The 19,358-nt window shown below is 36.3% G+C and carries 12 protein-coding genes; 4 read left to right on the top strand and 8 right to left on the bottom strand.

Annotation, left to right across the window (positions count from 1 at the left end):
• Position 1: 1 nt before the first annotated feature.
• The 6 genes from IIF7_RS21035 to IIF7_RS01300 are packed head-to-tail and all read right to left on the bottom strand — an operon-like array spanning position 2 to position 10,325.
• Positions 2-1,897: a pectinesterase family protein gene (locus tag IIF7_RS21035; protein ID WP_084839860.1), complete on the bottom strand. Its 1,896-nt coding sequence runs from the start codon at positions 1,895-1,897 to the stop codon at positions 2-4.
• A 5-nt stretch (positions 1,898-1,902) separates the two neighbouring features.
• The gene (locus tag IIF7_RS01320) at positions 1,903-2,751 is read right to left on the bottom strand and encodes a rhamnogalacturonan acetylesterase (protein WP_084839859.1); all 849 of its coding nucleotides are present in this window, start codon (positions 2,749-2,751) and stop codon (positions 1,903-1,905) included.
• A 6-nt stretch (positions 2,752-2,757) separates the two neighbouring features.
• Entirely contained in the window at positions 2,758-4,386 is a 1,629-nt protein-coding gene (locus IIF7_RS01315) for a glycoside hydrolase family 43 protein (protein ID WP_084839858.1), read from the bottom strand.
• Positions 4,387-4,390: 4 nt separating this feature from the next.
• Positions 4,391-5,638, bottom strand: coding sequence for a glycoside hydrolase family 88/105 protein (locus IIF7_RS01310; RefSeq protein WP_245801469.1), 1,248 nt, complete (start codon positions 5,636-5,638; stop codon positions 4,391-4,393).
• 32 nt (positions 5,639-5,670) lie between these two features.
• Positions 5,671-7,323: a RagB/SusD family nutrient uptake outer membrane protein gene (locus tag IIF7_RS01305; protein WP_084839857.1), complete on the bottom strand. Its 1,653-nt coding sequence runs from the start codon at positions 7,321-7,323 to the stop codon at positions 5,671-5,673.
• Between the two features lie 11 nt (positions 7,324-7,334).
• The gene (locus IIF7_RS01300; protein WP_217806669.1) at positions 7,335-10,325 is read right to left on the bottom strand and encodes a SusC/RagA family TonB-linked outer membrane protein; all 2,991 of its coding nucleotides are present in this window, start codon (positions 10,323-10,325) and stop codon (positions 7,335-7,337) included.
• A 600-nt stretch (positions 10,326-10,925) separates the two neighbouring features.
• Here IIF7_RS01300 and hemG point away from each other — a divergent pair.
• Positions 10,926-11,453: a menaquinone-dependent protoporphyrinogen IX dehydrogenase gene (gene hemG / locus IIF7_RS01295; protein WP_084839856.1), complete on the top strand. Its 528-nt coding sequence runs from the start codon at positions 10,926-10,928 to the stop codon at positions 11,451-11,453.
• Between the two features lie 84 nt (positions 11,454-11,537).
• Here hemG and IIF7_RS01290 read toward each other — a convergent pair whose 3' ends face one another.
• Positions 11,538-12,407: a glycerophosphodiester phosphodiesterase family protein gene (locus IIF7_RS01290; protein WP_084839855.1), complete on the bottom strand. Its 870-nt coding sequence runs from the start codon at positions 12,405-12,407 to the stop codon at positions 11,538-11,540.
• A gap of 451 nt (positions 12,408-12,858) precedes the next feature.
• On the opposite strand from IIF7_RS01290, the gene IIF7_RS01285 reads away from it, so the two are divergent.
• Positions 12,859-13,050: a hypothetical protein gene (locus IIF7_RS01285; protein ID WP_084839854.1), complete on the top strand. Its 192-nt coding sequence runs from the start codon at positions 12,859-12,861 to the stop codon at positions 13,048-13,050.
• A gap of 71 nt (positions 13,051-13,121) precedes the next feature.
• On the opposite strand, the gene IIF7_RS01280 is transcribed toward IIF7_RS01285, so the two are convergent.
• The gene (locus tag IIF7_RS01280; RefSeq protein WP_084839853.1) at positions 13,122-15,893 is read right to left on the bottom strand and encodes a sugar-binding domain-containing protein; all 2,772 of its coding nucleotides are present in this window, start codon (positions 15,891-15,893) and stop codon (positions 13,122-13,124) included.
• 249 nt (positions 15,894-16,142) lie between these two features.
• Between IIF7_RS01280 and IIF7_RS01275 the strand changes: the two genes are divergently transcribed.
• Positions 16,143-18,587: a DUF4114 domain-containing protein gene (locus IIF7_RS01275; RefSeq protein ID WP_084839852.1), complete on the top strand. Its 2,445-nt coding sequence runs from the start codon at positions 16,143-16,145 to the stop codon at positions 18,585-18,587.
• A 193-nt stretch (positions 18,588-18,780) separates the two neighbouring features.
• Positions 18,781-19,317, top strand: coding sequence for a YfiT family bacillithiol transferase (locus IIF7_RS01270; protein WP_084839851.1), 537 nt, complete (start codon positions 18,781-18,783; stop codon positions 19,315-19,317).
• Positions 19,318-19,358: the final 41 nt, after the last annotated feature.

Raw genomic sequence — 19,358 nt, 5'->3', positions numbered from 1 at the left:
ATTATTCTTTATAAGGTTTTTTAAGCTGTTTTCCCATCAATGGAATCCAACCTCTAAAAATGTTTTGATACGTATACTTTTCAACCTGTCTTTTAGCTAATTGATGCGACCAATCTACCCGAGTTTCCGGCGACGCTCCTGGGCCACTACTATTAAATTCGGCATAAAAAGTGGTTTTTTCTTTATGCGGAAACATATCATCTCCCGGCCAGGCATGCCATCCTTCTTCAGTAATATGATCTTGCATTTGGGTATCTATAAAAACTGTTTTCGCGTAAGAACGCCAGGGACGTCCCAGAAAAACTTTCTTTACATCATCACTGGCAGTTAGTTTGCAATCATAAAAAACATATCCAAAATCCTGGTTTCTGGGTGTAGCAGCAGCCGTGATGTAAGAATCTGCCAGACTTTTAATCTCACAGGAATTAAAAATCACCGTGGCCTGTCCAAAAATAAAGTCGGTCGTACCTTCGATATAACAATCCTGAAAATATTCTCGCGCTCCTTCTGTTGCGGTGTACAAAGTATCCTGGCAACCCAAAATATTACAATTTTGAGCTACAAAACGATCGCCTTCTATATGCAAAGCAACCGCCTGCCCCTGGTTACAGGAAGAGTTCTTAATACTTAGATTTTTAAAATGAACATCGGCTCCTCTCACCAATACGGTATACGATGAAAATGTTCCGAATTCTTCGCCTGTTTTGGGATTCATTTTACTAGCATAATCATCATTAAGTATCATCGTTTTTTCCCTGCTTTCTCCTTCTAAAGTGAGTTTAGATATATGCGCCGGAATCACCAATTTCTCCTTATAAACTCCGTTGCTTATTTTGATAAGTACTTCGCCCGGACCAAAAACTCGAACTGAATTTACTGCTTCCTGAATGCTTTTAAAATCACCAGTTCCATCCTTAGCGACTGTTATTTTTCGGTAAGGTTCTGCATACTTATCTTTCAGAGTTTTATCTAAAAAATCTAAGGTGTACTTAAGAGTTTCTTCAAACCAGGGATGCAACAACCAAAATGAATGGGGAGAATTTGGGATTGTATGAATCTCATTATAAATTCCATATTTATCTAAAAGGGCTACAAAACTATCTCGCCCGGCATGAAATCTTGGCTGCGCACTATTAATAAAAATAGTTGGCGGACTTGTAGTATCTACATATTCCAAGGGTGAAGCTTCTCTCCAAAGTGCGGGATCATCCTTAAAAGTTTCTCCCAACCAGGCATCTAATAAAGCTCCTTTTTCAGCTTCGGGATGTGCTAAAGAGGCAACTCCGTCTATATTTACGATCGCCTGCACTTTAGTTGAAAAATTTTTGTTTTCTTCTTTATAAACTTCAGAATCTGGTGTTACTCCTAACTGCATTGCCAAATGCGCTCCGGCAGATGCACCCAAAGTGGCTAGTTTTTCAGTATTCAGGTTAAATTCGGCTGCGTGTTCTCTCATCCATCGAATGGCATCTTTTAAATCTAGAATTGCTGCGGGATATTTAGCCTCCTCTCCCAATCGATAAGATGCCGTAACCGCAACATATCCCGCTTCTGCCAGATGTTGTGCCATTACAGCCTGATTTTCTTTTATTCCTGAAAACCACCCTCCGCCATGAATAAGCAAAACTCCCGGATATTTTTCACCAGTAGAATTTTTAGGGTAAAAAACGTCTAATTTTAATGCTGAAGTTGAAGTCTCTTTGTAAACAACTTCCCTTTTAGACTGAATATTTTCTGAAGACAACTCCTGAATAGGCGTTACAAACGGATGATATTTTTTTAAATGATCGTAGGTAGTTTCAATCGAATAAGGCTTTAAATTCAGTTTTTCCTTTTGAGCTTTTACTGAAGTAAACCCTATTAAAAAGAAAATAAAAGTCAGTACATAATTTTTCATTGAAGCTATTTTTCTGAAGTTGACCTATCGGATAAATCTTTTAAACCCTTAAAAACCAATTGCGCAACAGCTTTAGCTCCTTGCGGCTGAAAGTGTGTATTATCATTTTGCCCCTCGGGATAGGCTTCATATTTACCAGCCGGTAAATTCATAAAGTAATTTTCAGAAACATATTCTTCTCCTTTTTCTGAAAAAAAGTCCATAGACATTTTATTCAGATCGATTAATGGAACGTCCATTTCCTGGGCTATATCTTTTGGAGCCTGGTCATAGTCTCCATGAACATTTTCCAGATGACCATCTTTCCAGGGATAATTTCTCGCAACCGGAGTTAAAATGATTGGCAGCGCATCTTTTTGTAGCGTTTGACTCACAAACAATCTTAAAAATTCTTTGTAACCTTCTATATTCACATAACGATCTGGATGACTTTCAGAGCCATCATTATGCCCAAATTGCATAATAACGATATCGTTTTCTTTTAGATCTTTATATACTGCTCGCCACCTTCCTTCCTGAAAAAAGGTTCTGGTAGAACGACCTCCTCTGGCGCGATCGTCTACGATTACAGAATCTGCTTTAATAATTCCGCTTAGTTTGGTTAAGCTATCCTGAATAAAGAATTGCTGAAAAACCTGCCCCCATCCCATAACAGGATATCTTGTTTTCATATAATCTCTATCATCGTAGTCTCCGCTATAATCGGCCATCGTAGAATCTCCTATCAAATAAATTGTTAGCGGTGATTCATACTCAGATTGTTCTTTATCACCTGTCTTTTCTTCCTTTGATCCACACGACACAAGGCAAAGACAGCATAAAAAAACAAGTATGATTTTATCGAATTTCATCATTATAATTTATTTAGTGATTCTAAAATATTCTACATCTGCATAACCTCCTCGCTTAGCATCGGCCGGACTAACACTAAATAAGCCAAGCTTTGCTCCAATCCATTTTCCTACCCTTGCTTTAAAAGGCTCGCCTATCTCTTTAAAACGCCTTCCGTTTTCACTAAAACTAAACTGGCACATCGCATCTGGAGTCGTAACTTCTACTTTTACATACACCGTATTAGATTTCAGTTTTACTTCCTCTAAAACTTTTTCTTCTTTCCCCTGGTCGGCATTAATAGCTTCAGTTCGTTGCAGATAAAATTCTCCATCTTTTTCAACGATTGTAAGCGTAGCATAATCTCTTCCCATTACGATAAACCCGGCTTTCCGTGGCTTATCGGCATCTTCAGGAATTAAAGTAATTTTTGAGCTTGCTGTAAATGATGGCGCCGGAAATTTCTGCAATAATAAATTAGGCACATCCCAAAGGTTTTTTGCTTCTTCAGGTTGTGAAATACTAAACAATCTTAAGTAATCATTACCCGGTAATTTAGCATGCCATAGCACATTTGGATTGGCATTCCACTGCCATTGAATTCCAAGGCTATCGCCAGTAAACTCATCTGTTTCTTTTGGTGTTACCACGAGATAATTTTGGCCAACATCTGGTTTTTTATGAGTCATTACCGGTTCTCCTATGCCGTTACCATCATGATCTTCTCCCATCACCGGCCAGTCGTTTTTCCAATCCATAGGTTGTAAATGAACAATTCTTCCATACGCATCTACATCCTGAAAATGATAAAACCAATCCTGACCTTTTGGAGTTTCTACCCAAGCGCCCTGATGTGGACCATTTACTGAAGTACTTCCCTGCTCTAAAACAATTTTTTCTTCATAAGGGCCGTAAATATTTTTAGAGCGTAGAATAAGCTGCCATCCTGTTGAAACACCACCGGCAGGTGCAAAAATGTAATAATAGCCGTTTCTTTTATAGAATTTGGATCCTTCTACTGTTGGATGATCGTCGTGACCATCAAAAACATGTCTTCCGTCGTCCAAAACTTTTGTCCCATCCGAACTCATTTTGTGTACGGTAAGTATACTTTTTACACCAGCACGGCTACCTGCCCAGGCATGAACTAGATAAGCTTTCCCGTCTTCGTCCCATAACGGACAAGGATCTATAGCTCCTTTTGCTTCCATCACTAAAACAGGATCTGACCATTCTCCGGCCGGGTCGTCTGTTTTCACCATATAAATTCCAAAATCTGGATCTCCCCAATAGATGTAGAATTCGTTATTGTGATAGCGAAAAGCCGGTGCCCATACGCCATTGCCGTGCTGTGGAGTATTAAAATGTTCTACCGGAACCTGCTTTGGGAGTGCATAATTGATAAGCTCCCAGTTCACCATATCTTTTGAATGTAAAATTGGCAAACCTGGTGCGGCATTAAAGCTAGAGGAAGTCATATAATAATCATCACCAGCCCTGGTAACATCTGGATCTGAATAATCTGAATGTATTATTGGATTTCTATAGGTTCCGTCTCCCTGATCTGCTACCCAAACTTCAGATTTATAATTGTCTGAATCCTGTGCTTTTGCAAAACCAGTTAATAGTAGTAAAGCTATAAATGTAATTTTTCGCATTGCTTTATTTATTTAATTCTAAACTTGCCATTATAAATGGGCCTGTTCCTTTAGGATCGTTGGCCCTAACTTCTTCGTTAATATAATATTCAAAAGAACCATCACGATCACCTCCTAAACCGGCTACAGCACAGCATTTTTTAAGATTTACCATTCCGCTTGGTTCTACTTCAACTAGATGGTCTAAAAGCCCCTGAAAACCTTTTTCAGCTATTGTTCTATATTTTGTAGGTAAATATCCCTGATTAACACCTTTGGCCATTACATAAACAAACATAGACGATCCAGTTGCTTCAAGGTAATTTCCTTCTAAATCACCTTTATCTAAAACCTGATACCACAAACCTGTATCTTTATCCTGAACTTTAGCTACAGCATCTACAAATTGATTTAAGTAAGATATTAAATCTTTCCTACCCGAATGATCTTCAGGTAAATAATCGAGTACATCTACCAATGCCATCCCGTACCATCCCATCGCTCTAGACCAGAAATTGGCAGAGGTCCCGGTATTGGGATCTGCCCAATCCTGTTGCTTTTTCTCGTCCCAACCATGATAAAGCAAACCTGTCTTTTCATCTAATGTGTGCTTTTGAATAAGCGCAAATTGTTTTACAATCTCGTTATAAGCTTTTTCGGCCTCTTCTCCTTCACTAAACATTTTTGTATAATGAGCATAGAAAGGCTGTGCCATATAAAGACCGTCTAACCACATTTGATGTTCATAAACTTTTTTATGCCAAAAGCCACCATCTGAAGTTCTGGGTTGGCCGGTAATTTGCATTCTTAAAGTTTGTAATGCTTTTAAAAATCGTTCCTCTTTAGTTTGAGAATAGAGATAAAGTAAAGCATCGCCTGGTTTAAGAACATCTAATTTGTAATCTTGCTGCGTGTAGGTTTTTATTTCTCCATTTTCATTTACCATTTTATCTCCAAACTCGTAGATATAATCGTAATACGCCTGCTTATTTGTCTCTTCATAAACTCGCTGTGTAGCAGTAAGAATCAAACCATTGGTATAATTCCATTTTGGTTTTTCCCTAAAATCTAAAAGTGTAGGATCTGGGAAACGTGCTATTTCTGAAAGTAACATACGTTCAGACCATTTCAGGGAATCTGAAATTTTCATTTCAGACTCCGTTGAAACAGCTCCTGTTTTCTTTTCTTCCTTGTTTTTACAACCAACTGCCATAACAGCCAGAATAATAATGAACAGGAAGCTTCTGTATTTTTGAAATTCGATAGTTTTCAAACTAATTTTTCTTTACTAATTGCTGAATTAATTTACATATTGTACCCTTCGTTCTGGGTAAATTCATCTTTATTAGTTACCGCATCCAGTTGTGATTGTGGTATAGGTCTTAGCCTATGATATGGCTGAATATTTGAGGCTGCATCTGGATTCCATTGTTGCACTCGTTCTACCAATTGCCCGGTACGCTTTAAATCGAACCATCTTAATTGTTCTCCAGCAAACTCTCTGGCTCTTTCATCTAAGATCATATCGATATCTAACTGATCGGCGGTAATTTCCATCGCTGTTTCAGAACCATCAATAGCTGCCCTTCTTCGCACTTCGTTAAAATATTCTACCGCTTCAGCAGGATTAGTTTCCATTTCAGCTTCAGCAACAATTAAATACATTTCAGCAAGACGAATTACAAAGGCATCTCTTTTTCCTTGTTGTTGAGAAATCGTTTCTCTAGATGGGTCCAAAAACTTTTTAAGAGACATAAAACGATCTCTAACAATTGGTTGATCATTATCTCCGTAAGTACGACTTCTATCGATAATTGTATATAGACTTTCATCTTTTACAGATTGCGGAACCACATACTTGGTAGCATAAATTGCTGTATCCCCAATTTGCATCCCCTCTGGTGCGTTAGCTTCATTATTACAATACCATACCGTTTGGAATGTTGCATCATATCTTGCATCTATAGATTCATCAAAAAGATCTAAGAGATGAGCAGTAGGCATAAATCTGGCAAATGGTCTACCATAATCTATGGTTCGCATCATGCCAGGTAGTTGATCGTAGGTCATTAAAAAGAAAAGATGTGCCTGATTACCTCCACCTCGAATAGTAATATCGCCTTCGGGACTATCTAATTCTTCATTAAAAACAAGATTTGCCGTAAAGTTTACATTAAAAACAACTTCTGAATTTTGTACATTATTGATATCCCATAAATCAGCATAATTATCTTCCAGCTGAAAATTATAGTTTTCAATAACATTTTTAGCATAACTGGCTGCTTCCTGATATTGACCTCTGGTTAAAAGCATTCTGGCCATAAAACCTTCAGCAGCTGGTTTAATTGCTCTTCCGCTCTGGGAAGAAGTTTCTGGTAGGTTATTAATTGCAAATTCTAGATCTGTAAAAATCTGATTATAAAAATCTTCTTCTGAAGTACGATTGGCAGTTTCCTGAATATTCTCTACTTCTTCCAGAGATAAATGAACTCCGCCCCAGGTCTCTACAATATGCCATAAGTAGAAGGCTCTTAAGAATCTTGCTTCTGCCTCTCTTACTACCTTAAGTTCTTCACTTAAAGGAGATTCTGGAATACGGCCTATAGCAGCATTACAGGTATTTAGAGCCGAGTAAAGTCGCGTCCAATGAAATTCTATTGGTTGGTTTGCTCCATTCAGTTCTGCATTATATAAGGCTACCGGCGGATTTTCCATCCCGTTACCACGAGTAAAAATATCGGTTCCGGTTTCGGTTAAGGCAATACCATCTTCTTTCCCATACCAAAACCGCATAGGGGTATAGCAGGAATTCACCAGTGCCTCTATTCCTTCTAAAGTGCCGTAATAAGCGTCTGCTGTTAGTCCAGATTTGTTATCTTCTTCCAGGAAATCCTCACAAGAAGAAAACGTGCCTAAAATGACCAATATCGCTATAAATAAATATGTTCCTTTTTTCATTTTTTTCAATTTTATAATTCTAAGTTTAATCCAAACACCATCTGCCTTGTCATTGGGAAGCTAAGATTACCTCCTCTTTCAGGATCGTAAGGATCCATACCACTAAACACAAAATAATTTTTGGCCGTAGCATAGAATCTTAGTTTACTAACTTTTAAATTTTCTAAAACACTATCTGGCAAGTTATAACCAAGAGTGATATCTCTAATTTTCCAAAAAGAACCATCTACATACTGAAGCGTAGAATAATACTGCGTACTTGCCCTACTAGTTCCGGCATCAGGTCTTGGATAGGCATTGGTTGGATTTTCTGGAGTCCAATAATCTACTAATGGACCGTTTTCAAGTCCGTCTATTTTATAAGATCCTGCGGCTTCACTGGTAATGGTTTGTCCCTGTCTTGCATATACAAATACATTAAGATCTATCCCTTTAAAAGAGATTCTATTATTAAAACCAAGTGTATAATCTGGCACTGTACTACCAATAATCGTACGATCATCTGGTGTAATTACGCCATCACCATTCTGGTCTCTAACCCGAATATCTCCTGGTTCCTGGCCATATTGTGCAGCAAGATCCTCTTCTCCCAATTGCCAGATTCCTATTTTTTCATAATTATAAAATGAATTGATAGGTTGTCCTACAAACCATGAGTTTGCTAAATCTCTATCACCTTCAGGCAATTCAACGATTTCTTCATTATTAGTAGTAAACGTAATATCTGAAGTCCAGCTAATTCCATTGTTTTCTTCAACTAAATTTCTGGTAGACAACACCAATTCTAGTCCGCGGTTTCTAGTTTTCCCTATATTATCCCAGGCAATAGAAAATCCTGAAGTTGTAGGAAGTGCTCTTTGCATCAAAAGGTCTGAAGTATTTTGCTCGTACATATCTAATGTACCAGTAAGCCTGTTATTGAAAAAGCCAAAATCGATACCAAAATTTGTAGTGGCAGTTGTTTCCCAGGTAAGATCTGAAGCTGCAATTAAAGATGGATAATAACCAAATGCCGGTTGCTCGTCATTACCAGCATCAAAGGCATAGGTGCTTCTTGAAAGTCCTCCTAAAGTTTGATAAGGAGTTACTGCACTATTCCCAGAAATACCATAACTGGCACGAAGTTTTAAATTAGAGATCCAATTGGTATTCTCCATAAACTTTTCCTTACTCATCACCCATCCAAGTGCTGCAGATGGGAAATACCCCCATTTTTTTCCTGGTGCAAGCACTGAAGATCCATCTGTTCTTAGTAACAGAGTTACAAGAAAACGTTCGTCAAACTTATAATTTAACCTTCCGAAGAAAGAAGCTAATTGTCGCTCTTCTAAACTACTATCATTTTGAATTTGTGTTTGCAATGCACCAAGATTATTAAAAAGCATTGTTGGAGAAGCTAAATCGCGTCCTTCTGCCAGATAATCTTCCTGCGTGGTTTTCCAAACACTAGATCCCAGTAAAGTTTGAAATTCATGTTTCTCTGATAAAGAAAAACTGTAATTCATAAAATTTTCGAAAGTAGTACGGTTAAAGAATCCATTTTCTGCGCGGGCTAATGATAATCCATCTGCCCCCACTTCTAAAGTATTGGATGCAGAAAATAAACCTCTTCTATAATTAGTACGATCTATTCCTAGTCTTGAGGTAAATGTGAAGTTTTCAAAGGGTTTCCAATCTAAACTTACATTCCCAAAAAATCTATTATTCTCCTCGTTATTCACATAATTTCCAGGCTGCTCGTCTACAAGTGGATTTAGTGTTGAACTATCTCCTACCGGAAAAACAAGCAAATTACCTTCAGCATCGTAAGGAGCTCCAAGCGGACTCATTTTATTGGCCTGGTTTAAAGGATCTCTTCTAATATTTCTTTCCTTTATAGAATACTGAATATTAGTCCCTACAGATAGGTTGTCTAAAATTTCATGATTTACTCGCAAACGCCCGCTGTAACGGTCTAGATTATCATTTCTAAGTAATCCTTCTTCACGAAAATATTCCATAGAAAAATAATAGGCTGTTTTCTCTGAACCTCCAGAAACACTTACCTGATGATTTTGAATACTACCTGTACCCAAAATCTCATCTGCCCATTCAGTATAAATTCCGTTTTGAAAATTTTCCAGTTGTGTTGGATTAAAGATATTAACATCATCTTCTACACCATTCCACTCTCCAACGGTACGCCTGGCTTCTCTTCTTAAAGCTACCCACTCTGGCCCCGTCATTATATTTGCATAACCACCAAGATCCTGTATTGCATAATAACTATTTACAGAAACCCTGCTTTTACCCATTTTACCACTTTTAGTGGTAATAAGAATAACACCATTAGCACCTAAAGTCCCATATATTGCAGTTGCTGAAGCATCTTTAAGTACTTCTACAGAAGCGATATCATTTGGGTTAACGTCTAATGTATTTCCGTAAATGATACCATCTACAACTACTAAAGGCCCATTAGAAGCATTTAGCGATCTATTTCCTCTAATATTAAAACTTAAGCTGGCACCAGCCTGTCCGCTAGATTTGGTTAAATCTAAACCAGGTACTTTACCCTGCAAACTTTCTAAAGCATTGGTTGTTGGTATAGCGGTAATCTCTTCCTGATCTAAAGTAGAAACTGCGCCGGTTAAATCTGATTTTTTAACCTGGCCATACCCTACTACCACAACATCTTCAAGTGATTGAACATCTTCTTCTAAAACGAAATCATAATTATCCCTTCCCGATAAATCAATCGTTTTCGTTTGAAATCCAATATAACTTAAAGTAAGAATTGCATTTGATGGAACTACTATTTCAAAATTACCATCAAAGTCTGATACTGTTGCATAATCTGTATCTTCAACAAAAATGTTTACCCCTCCAAGAGGCATCCCATCTTTTGCTGCTGCTACACTTCCAGAAATAGTAATCAAATCCTGAGACCAGACTAAACTGGACGTCATAAACATGATTAGCTGAAAAAATCTTTTAAAAGATTTAAGTTTTGTTTCCTCCATAATTCTCATTTTAAATGATGCAATCGATTACATTTTTAACCTTAAACATAGTTTAGTTTGATTCAGTTTTAAGAACTCATTTTTAATTTTAGTTTATAGAGATTGTCCCCTATATAGCTGGGAAATCATAAGTTTCTTACTTCATCCTACTACACAATAAGCAATAGGATTTCACGATATCGATTTCGTTAATTTTTTATTTGTTTGGTTATCTTTTAAATAATCCAGACAAATAATTGGGGAAAATTAATCTCAAAAAAGACTAATGGTTTATTAGACTACAAGTATAATTTATAAATATCGAATTATCAAACAAAAGCTTTAATAATTATTAAATAATTCATTTATAGAGCATATTTTAACATTTGCTTATTTTTAGCAGTTCACACTAAAACCGTGATCCTTTTAAGCAAAGGCATTTCATAAACTTCAAAATAAAACATTTCAAAAAATTCGTTGATCATTTTCTAAGAGAACCAATTATTTTAATGACAGTTCACACCAAAAATTCGATAAAAAATAAGTAACTTAATATCTGAATTACCACTATTGGCACAAGCGGAATTCAGCATAAAAAGTTTACTCTAAAAGCCCCTGAAAATGGAAAAAAGAGTGGGAATATTATATTCTACTGTAGATGGCCATACGCTTAAAATTTGCAAAAGAATCGCCCGCCATATTGAAAATGCAGGTTTTAAGACCGAATTATTTGATCTTGCCAATTTTGACAACTCGATCTCTAATTATTCTAATTTTATTATTGGTGCCAGTATCAGGTATGGAAAGCATAATAAAAATGTAGTTGAATTTATCGAAAATCACCAAACAGAATTGGAACAGACTAATTCGGCTTTCTTTTCGGTTAATTTAGTGGCCAGAAAACCAGAGAAAAGTCGATTTGACACCAATCCTTATGTAATTAAATTTTTTAATAGTATCGATTGGCAGCCAAAATTAATCGATGTCTTTGCCGGGCGTTTAGATTATCAATCTTATTCATTTATAGACCGAATTCTAATCAAAATGATTATGAAAATGACGCATGGCCCAACAAAAACCGAAAAACCAATAGAATTTACAGATTGGCAACGCGTGGAAGATTTCTCACAAAAAATTATTCAGTCTTAAAAAAAGTGCTCTAAAACCTCCAATATTAGTACTACTGATTTTTGAACTTTTTAGATCCTTTTTTCCGTAGAAAGAAAACCTATTCTAAAACTTAAAATGCTTACCTCTGGCAATTAAATATTCTAAAACCAGATCTGGCCTATCGGTTTGGATCACGTTAATTCCTTTATCGATAAAATAATTTAAGGTATCTGGATTCTTTTCAGCCTCTACATCTAATTTTCCCAAAGCATTGGCAAAAACAGGTTTTCTATAATATTCCTGAACATTTTTAATGAAAACAGGATCACGATCCTTCTCAGATTTCCCTAAATGAACAATCTCTGGATCTACCTTAAGCATTGCTCTTTTTACTGCTCTTCTATTTGCGCTAACTTTTGTCATTCGCATTGCTGAAGGCAGGTATTTCTCTAGCTTTTTTAATACTGAATGCTTCCCATGATAAAAGAAAACCGAATTTAACGCCTGTTGCTCTTCTATAACCTGTGCCACATTTTTTAAATACCTGGTTTTTAATTTTAGATCTATATCAAGTAAAATCTTATTTTTACTTAGCTCTAAAACTTCGGCAAGGCTTGGCACATAAAACTCGGTTTCCCTGCCATTTTTATCCAGTAGCCTAAATTCGCAAATTTCAGCATAATTCATTTTTTTCACTTTCCCAGATCCGGTTGTAGTTCGGTCTATTTCTTCATCGTGCATAAGAACAGGAATACCATCTCTGGTAATTTGCACGTCTATTTCTACAATATCGATATGATGATCGATGGCGTCCTGGATAGCAGCAATAGAATTTTCTGGATAATTAATGTGCATCCCGCGATGCGATGCAACTAATATAACTGCCGGTGATGGATCTAAAAGATGCTGTTTGGCATAATCGAAAGAATTAAAGGATTGTGCCTTGCAACATTCGAATATTAAAAGAAATACGATTAAAATTTTATATCTCATAATTCAACTAAATCTCTCCGCAATTTTTAGTAACCGAAAAGTATTTTTTTAAGCTATTCCAAATTATGATTCTGGTCATTTATTGACTCACTTTTTTTCTTTTTCTTGAATTTTTAAAAAAAGTGAGAAGGAAACTACGCCTTCCCACTTTTAATGCACTAAACTGTTAAAAATATGAAGAAAAGTCTTTTGTTGATGCAAAAATATGTGGGATTAAGGCTTTAAAAGTTATACGAAAGTTACCAAATGTTAAATCAATATTAGGTTTGCTTTTTCTGCGGAAATTAAAAAACATCCTAAACCTAAGAACACTAAAAATTTGATTTAAAATCTTACAATTTCAGCTTGTAAACAGATTTTATACTTCTTCAAAAAAAATTAGTATCCGTACTACAATAAAGTGTATAAATACACATTAACCTTACAAAGTTTTATCAAAAAAAATTGAAAAATGAATAACAAAACCTTTAACCTGGAAATCTTAGAGCCCATAGACTTCGAAAATCCATTTGTGATCGAAAGTCTTATAAAAGATAGAATGCTAAGTCATCTAGATGGCGAATATCACATTCAATCTGTAGACCTTTCATTAAATAGGCGTGATAATTATGTGCTAATCGTGGTGGTTAATCTTTTGGATTAATACATGAATAAAAAAGGCCTGTTTTTAAAAAACAGGCCTCTCTAATCAACAATATAAGCAACTAAACTAGCTTATTTCTTTGTAGCTTTTTGTAAATCTTCAAATTTTACTTCTTGCTGCGGGGTAAATTGATCTGAATTCATATACTGAATCAAACTATTCTTTAACTGCTGTGCTGCAGGCCTTTCTTTTAGATTTTTTTGAAGATCTATCGAAGAAAACAGTAGTTTCCCGTCTCCTACTTTTACTTCAAATAAATTCCCCATACTGTGATTGGTTACAAAATTATCGATCACTCGCACAATTGGTTTCACTAAAATATCATCTAATATTATCGATTTAGACTGTTTACATAGATCCCACCATTGCCATTGGGTATATTCTTGGGTTGGAAAATTTTCTAGTGCCTTGTGTTCAGTATCGATTAAAAGTCCCATGGTACCTGGCTGATCTGGAAAATGCACCGGACTCCAAAATACCGGCACAAACCTACCTTCTACTCCGTTTAAATCGTCTAAAGCAGGGTTTAGCAATACTTTTTTGCCTTGTTTTAAAAGTTGATCTGCTTCAACAAAAGAAGCTGTTACATAAACATCGCTTTCTGGTTTTGTAATCTCTTCAGGATAAACCCAAACCGGCCAGCTGTTTTCAAAGTCGGTTCCCGCTACTTTTATTTTAAGTTCCCACTCTTCAGCCTTCCTAACATTTACTGCTACTTGAAGATTACCTAAAGCAGTATTATTCCCTATAGATAGATTTACATTTTCAAGCTTTTCTTCAGCAACAACTTCACCTTTATTATTGGTTAGACTCGCAACTAATTCTTGACCCTTCAGCTCTTTGTAAAAATTAGCCACTTCCAGTTCAGCTTTAAATTGTTCTCCACTTTTATAGATAGCTTTTTCAAATCGAGCCAGGGGAATCAAAGGACTATTAAATTTGCTGAATTCTTCTGCACTAATAGCTCCTTTGGATTCCCAAAATGCATTTAAAAGTCCAACCAATGCTGTCCCCTGCCCCGGGAAATCTTGCAATTGCAATAACTGAAAACCATCAAAAGAAGGTGTTTTAAGAGCTCTTTCAATTTCTTCTTTATAAAGCATCGCTGCCAGTTTACCAGAAGCTTTGGTAAAATCTGGAGCCAGCGACAATAAACCTTTCTTTTCCAGATCTTCTTTAACGGCTATAAAGTTTGATGGCTTTAAAACTCCGGTATAATCCTCGATCTCGTTAACATCTGGATACACCGAGTATTGCCCAATTTCGTGAGAAATTAGAGGTACGTTAATATGTTCGCTATTCGCGGTATAATCGGTTTTAAAATTAGGGCTGTATTCATTAAAAACACCTTGTCCTCTTATCCATCCTTTATCGGTCCACTGCGTTACAAAAAATTCATCTTCTTTTTCTGGACGAGTTCCTACAGGTTGCTGAAATGAAAAACTCGTAGTTGCATACAAATGTCTAGTGTCTTTCTCTTTTAATTCTGAAACCAGATTATTTAGCAAATCAAAGTTTCCTTCTAACTCGTTCCCCATAGACATAAATAGAAACGAAGGATGATGCCCATAATCTGCAATGATCTTATCGGCTTCGCTTTCTAAAAATTGCCAAGTTTTTTCGTCTTCCCCAACTTTTAAACTCCAGTGTGGTAATTCTATCTGAAGGTACATTCCAATCTCATCGGCTGCAGCAAAAGCAGCTTCAGGAGGACACCAGGAATGAAATCTAAAATGATTTAAACCGTAAGCCTTAGCTTTTTGATAAAGATCTAACCACTCTTGTTTTTGCATTGGCGGACGGCCGGTTAAAGGGAAAATCACACATTCTAAATTTCCACGTAAAAAGATTCGGTGATCATTTAGCGTAAGTTCTCCGCCATCATGACTTAAGCTACGATATCCAAAAGTCTTGGTGATCTTTTCTTCTTCAGTACCTACCTGAACCGTATAAAGCTGCGGATTAAATTCGTCCCACTCTTCTAAAATTCCTTTTACAGAAAACTGAAATTGAATTTTATTTTCTTCTTCGGAATAATCTGAAATAGATTCTGAAATAACTGAAGCTCCCTCGCTATCTAAAACTTCTACTGAAATTGGCTTAGAAATAATGCTATCTGTAGTAACTTCAATATTCAAATTACCAGTTTTAGTATCAGGATAAACCTCAACATTTTTAAAAATCTTTTGGCTAACAGGCGTAATAGAAATATCTCCTAAAATACCATTCCATTTAATTTGAGTATGATTGGTATAAGCGTGAGCCATTTCCTGATTTACTTTTACCGGATAACGATCGCCAATCACATTTACATCTGGGTAGAAATCTGAATTATCAATTAAAATACTAATCGTATTCTCGCCAGCTTTTAGGTTTGAAGGCTCATATTGGTGATTCCCGATCAAACTCTCTTTAGAGCCTACTTCTTCTCCGTTCACAAAAACAGTAGATTTCCATAAAACTCTTTCCAAATTAAGCGACAAAGATTTCCCTTCCCATTTCTTCGGTATTTCAATTTGCTTTTGATACCAGGCTTTCCCAATATACTGTCGTTTACGTGTTAAGCTAGATAGCACATAATTATTGAGCGCAGGCGTAAGAGTATCTTTTGTACCGATCCCGGCTTCATCTAAAGTTCCGGGCAATTGTACTTTTTGGTTCTCATTTTCCCAGGCCATTTGCCAATTTTCCTTGGCGCCAGTATCTAGAGAATCTAATCGAAGACTCCATTCTCCAGAAAGGTCGATTTTGTTAGATTCTGCTTCCTTTTCTGAAACGCAGGATATTTGCAAAACACAAACAGCAACCAAAAAAATAGTGGCGATTTTTGTATAATATGACATTTGGTTAGTTCATTTAAGAACTAATAAAAACGGAAAACTAGAACTATAAACTTAGCCTAATTATACCTTATTTCGATACTTTATTACCCAATCATTCTATTTAAACTGTTCATCCTACAATTCAATTTTCTCATAAGACAACTCGTCCTAGACTTTAAACCATTCATCGACACTAAAAAATAGCCTGTCGATTTAGGAAAGGTAAAAGCCTAAAGCTGATCTATTTTCGTGATATAAATCAGCCAGATCATGAAGCAAAAATTACTTTTTCTTTGTCTTTTAGTTTCTTTTTTCGGAACAGCACAGGATTACAACTTCTTGGGTACTTATGATGATCAAGGTGTTCCAAACTATTTAGTTGGTCGCGACAATATAAGTGCAGCAACCATGCAAATGATTTCTGATGCATTACCCGAAGGTTATCCGGTACCAGATTATAATCCGCATTACATTACAGCAGGTTATGACACCGATCTTATATTGGATAAAGATGCTGCTGTATGGGTAACTTTTGTAAAAGAAGGTGCTGGTTATAAAAATGTTCTAGGCTTTTATACTTACGATATTAATGCGCCAAAACAACCAAAACCAGAACCAAAGGATATCACCATTATCTTCCCTAATGTTTCTGGAGCGGGATCTGGTGGCGGATTATATGCCGGAGATAAAGTTAAAATTGGAGATTTTAAGGCAGGAACCGGTATTGGCTGGGTGCTTTTAGCTAATGGTTGGAAAGGTTATGTAACCGGTGGTCACTGGCAGGTATTTTCTAATCCTGATTATAACCCAGAAGCCGATCCAGAATTAAGAAAGCATAATGTTTTACTGGCCGATCCAGAGAACGAACGAGTAATCCTTGGTTTCGAAGACATTCGTCGTGATTATGCCAGCTGTGATCAGGATTTTAATGACGCTTTATTCTACGTAACGGCTAATCCTTACGATGCGATAAGAACCGCTAATTACGTAGATATTAAATCGGCTACAGATGTAAGTTCTGCAAACCTTGGAGGGTTAGAAAGTAATGGAGATTTAGCTTCTCTAATCGCTAAAAGAAATTTTAGCAGAATTAAAGAAAATAACTTTAAAGATCATAAACGTACACAATCAAAATATAAAGCTCAGGGCCCATTTATGAAAAACTCCCAGGTTAAACTGGAATCCCTACTACCAGAAACCGGGATGTTTGGCTCTGAGCAATCATATGAGTCTAGCCCAGAAGATCTTTTAGCGATCACTAATGCGAAAGAGATCTTCTCGGTAGACTATTATCAGGGTGATATGCGTGTTGCTGCAGCTTTGGCTACATTAACAGATAACGGAATTTACGATCACTCTAAAGTAATTTGCGATCGATTAAACAGCTCTAGTTTAGAAGATATTAGAACAATTAAATTAGCAGGTCACGAAATTATCATGATCAAAATTCTAAGAGCTAGTGGTCAATTAGAATATGCACTTAATTTTTCTGTTCAACTTAATGGCTCTGGTGGAAACAAATTGTACAGCTTCTGGAATATTGGGGATTATCCAAAAGGAAATTACGCAAACTTCCAGATTTGGGGCGGCTCTATGGGGCAGGTAAGCACTTTAGCTAAACATGTGATCGATACCTTTAAAGCTACAAATGGATTAAGTTTTAATATTGAAGAAAGTGAGATCCCGAGTGTTTTTGTAAAGAAAGGAGTTTATAAAAACGGACAATTACATTTACGCATCAAAAATAATTCGGGTGCAACGGCGGTAAATTTCCAGGGAAATATTCGTTCAACTGAAGTGGCTTCTGAAACTGATTTCAATAAAAACATCGCTTTAGCTGCTGAATATGAAGAAGAAGTGTTGATAAATGCCGGAAGTTTATTTGATGTAGGCTTAGAAATTCAGGGGAATAATTCACCAAAAGCAGATGCACTTTATTTAGCCGATGGCCCCTGGGGAATCGATTATTCTGAAGCTGAAACCAAAATTAATTCCTTCAGTATTACAGAGGCGAAATTGCATAATTTCAGCAACAATTCTTATCAGATAGAAAGAAACGTAAATGTAAATGGTGAAATCTACGGAATTTTAAATGTTTTCAGAAATGTTCTGGCCGGAGATCAACAGTTTTATACTGATGGATTTGAAGCCTTAGAATTTACTTCTAAAAGCAATCTTCCTATTGAAGTGATCCTGGTTACCGATGGTTTAACAGATTGGAATAAAAGATATCGCTACGCTATAGAAACCAATGAAGATGGAAAAATCTACAACTTAAGATTATCAGATTTCAGCAATGATTCTGAGAGTTTTAAAGGCGAGCCATTAAAAGGAATAGTATTTTCTGTACAAGGGAATTATAGCGCATTTCAGCAATTTAATGTAAACATCGAAAATGTTCAGTTTACCAATTTTAGGGAAATTCCTTCACAGGAAAATCCAATTGCGGTAGTGGATACTCCTGTAAAAAAAGCCTATAATTACCCAAATCCTTTTAGAAATAATACAAGTTTGGTGCTACCAAAATCAGGAAAAAATGTAAAAGTGATGATCTTTGATATGGGCGGCAAAATGGTGCATAACAAGGAGTATGAACTGGAAAACGGAAAAATAGAAGTCCCAATTCAATTAAAAAGTGTGCCTCCGGGAATCTATAACAGCATAATTATCGTAGATAATAAAGATAAATCCCAAATAGGATTAGTCGTAAACTAATGGTTGGTTAGTTGGTTAGGTTAGTTATGAGTGAAAATGCCGGGAGTGGTTACCCGGCATTTTCTTTTTTATTGGCACCGCCAAAGAGTATAATACCCCGAGGCTTCTCTCGAAATTAAAAATCTATTTCAAAAAAAATCTTGTGGGCTTACACCGAGATAATTTACTAAATTCGTTTTTCAATCATAACAATATGACACTCGAACAACTAAAATATCCCATTGGCATCTTTATAAATCCTGCGGAAATTACTCCGCAACAGCTTAAAACCTGGACTAAGGACATTGCTGAATTACCCGCCAAAATATCGAATCTTACTAAAGATCTTTCTGAAGAAGAATTATCCTGGCAATATCGCCCTGAAGGCTGGACAATAAAACAGGTGATTCATCATCTGGCCGATAGTCACATGAACAGTATCATCAGGTTTAAAATCGCTTTAACCGAAGAAGATCCTGCCATTAGAGGTTATGACGAAACTGCCTGGGCACAATTAGATGATTATTCGTGTGATATCAACCAAAGTTTGATATTGCTAGAAGGTTTACATCATCGTTGGATAAAATTGATCGAGAATTTTAGCGAAAATGAACTGCAAAAGACTTTTTATCATCCAGAAAGAAAGCAAAAGTTCACTTTAAAAACCGCTATCGGGATGTATGCCTGGCATTCTAATCATCACCTGGCGCATATCGAACAGGCGATTAAATTTCAGGGGAAATTTGAGTAATAGTGAAGATTTTTTGAAGCAAATTTTAGGCTTTGCCGTTA

The sequence above is a fragment of the Zunongwangia atlantica 22II14-10F7 genome (genome assembly GCF_002094855.1).
Classification (GTDB): domain Bacteria; phylum Bacteroidota; class Bacteroidia; order Flavobacteriales; family Flavobacteriaceae; genus Zunongwangia; species Zunongwangia atlantica.
Note: the sequence above shows the minus strand (reverse complement) of the source record. Positions and strands in the feature narration are given on the sequence as shown.

Bases quoted from the DNA above. Each gene is read 5' to 3' on its own strand.
- IIF7_RS01300 (WP_217806669.1), bottom strand. From the start codon at position 10,325: ATGGAGGAAACAAAACTTAAATCTTTTAAAAGATTTTTTCAGCTAATC.
- IIF7_RS01315 (WP_084839858.1), bottom strand. From the start codon at position 4,386: ATGCGAAAAATTACATTTATAGCTTTACTACTATTAACTGGTTTTGCA.
- IIF7_RS21035 (WP_084839860.1), bottom strand. From the start codon at position 1,897: ATGAAAAATTATGTACTGACTTTTATTTTCTTTTTAATAGGGTTTACT.
- IIF7_RS01305 (WP_084839857.1), bottom strand. From the start codon at position 7,323: ATGAAAAAAGGAACATATTTATTTATAGCGATATTGGTCATTTTAGGC.
- IIF7_RS01290 (WP_084839855.1), bottom strand. From the start codon at position 12,407: ATGAGATATAAAATTTTAATCGTATTTCTTTTAATATTCGAATGTTGC.
- IIF7_RS01270 (WP_084839851.1), top strand. From the start codon at position 18,781: ATGACACTCGAACAACTAAAATATCCCATTGGCATCTTTATAAATCCT.
- IIF7_RS01280 (WP_084839853.1), bottom strand. From the start codon at position 15,893: ATGTCATATTATACAAAAATCGCCACTATTTTTTTGGTTGCTGTTTGT.
- IIF7_RS01285 (WP_084839854.1), top strand. From the start codon at position 12,859: ATGAATAACAAAACCTTTAACCTGGAAATCTTAGAGCCCATAGACTTC.
- IIF7_RS01275 (WP_084839852.1), top strand. From the start codon at position 16,143: ATGAAGCAAAAATTACTTTTTCTTTGTCTTTTAGTTTCTTTTTTCGGA.
- hemG (WP_084839856.1), top strand. From the start codon at position 10,926: ATGGAAAAAAGAGTGGGAATATTATATTCTACTGTAGATGGCCATACG.
- IIF7_RS01320 (WP_084839859.1), bottom strand. From the start codon at position 2,751: ATGATGAAATTCGATAAAATCATACTTGTTTTTTTATGCTGTCTTTGC.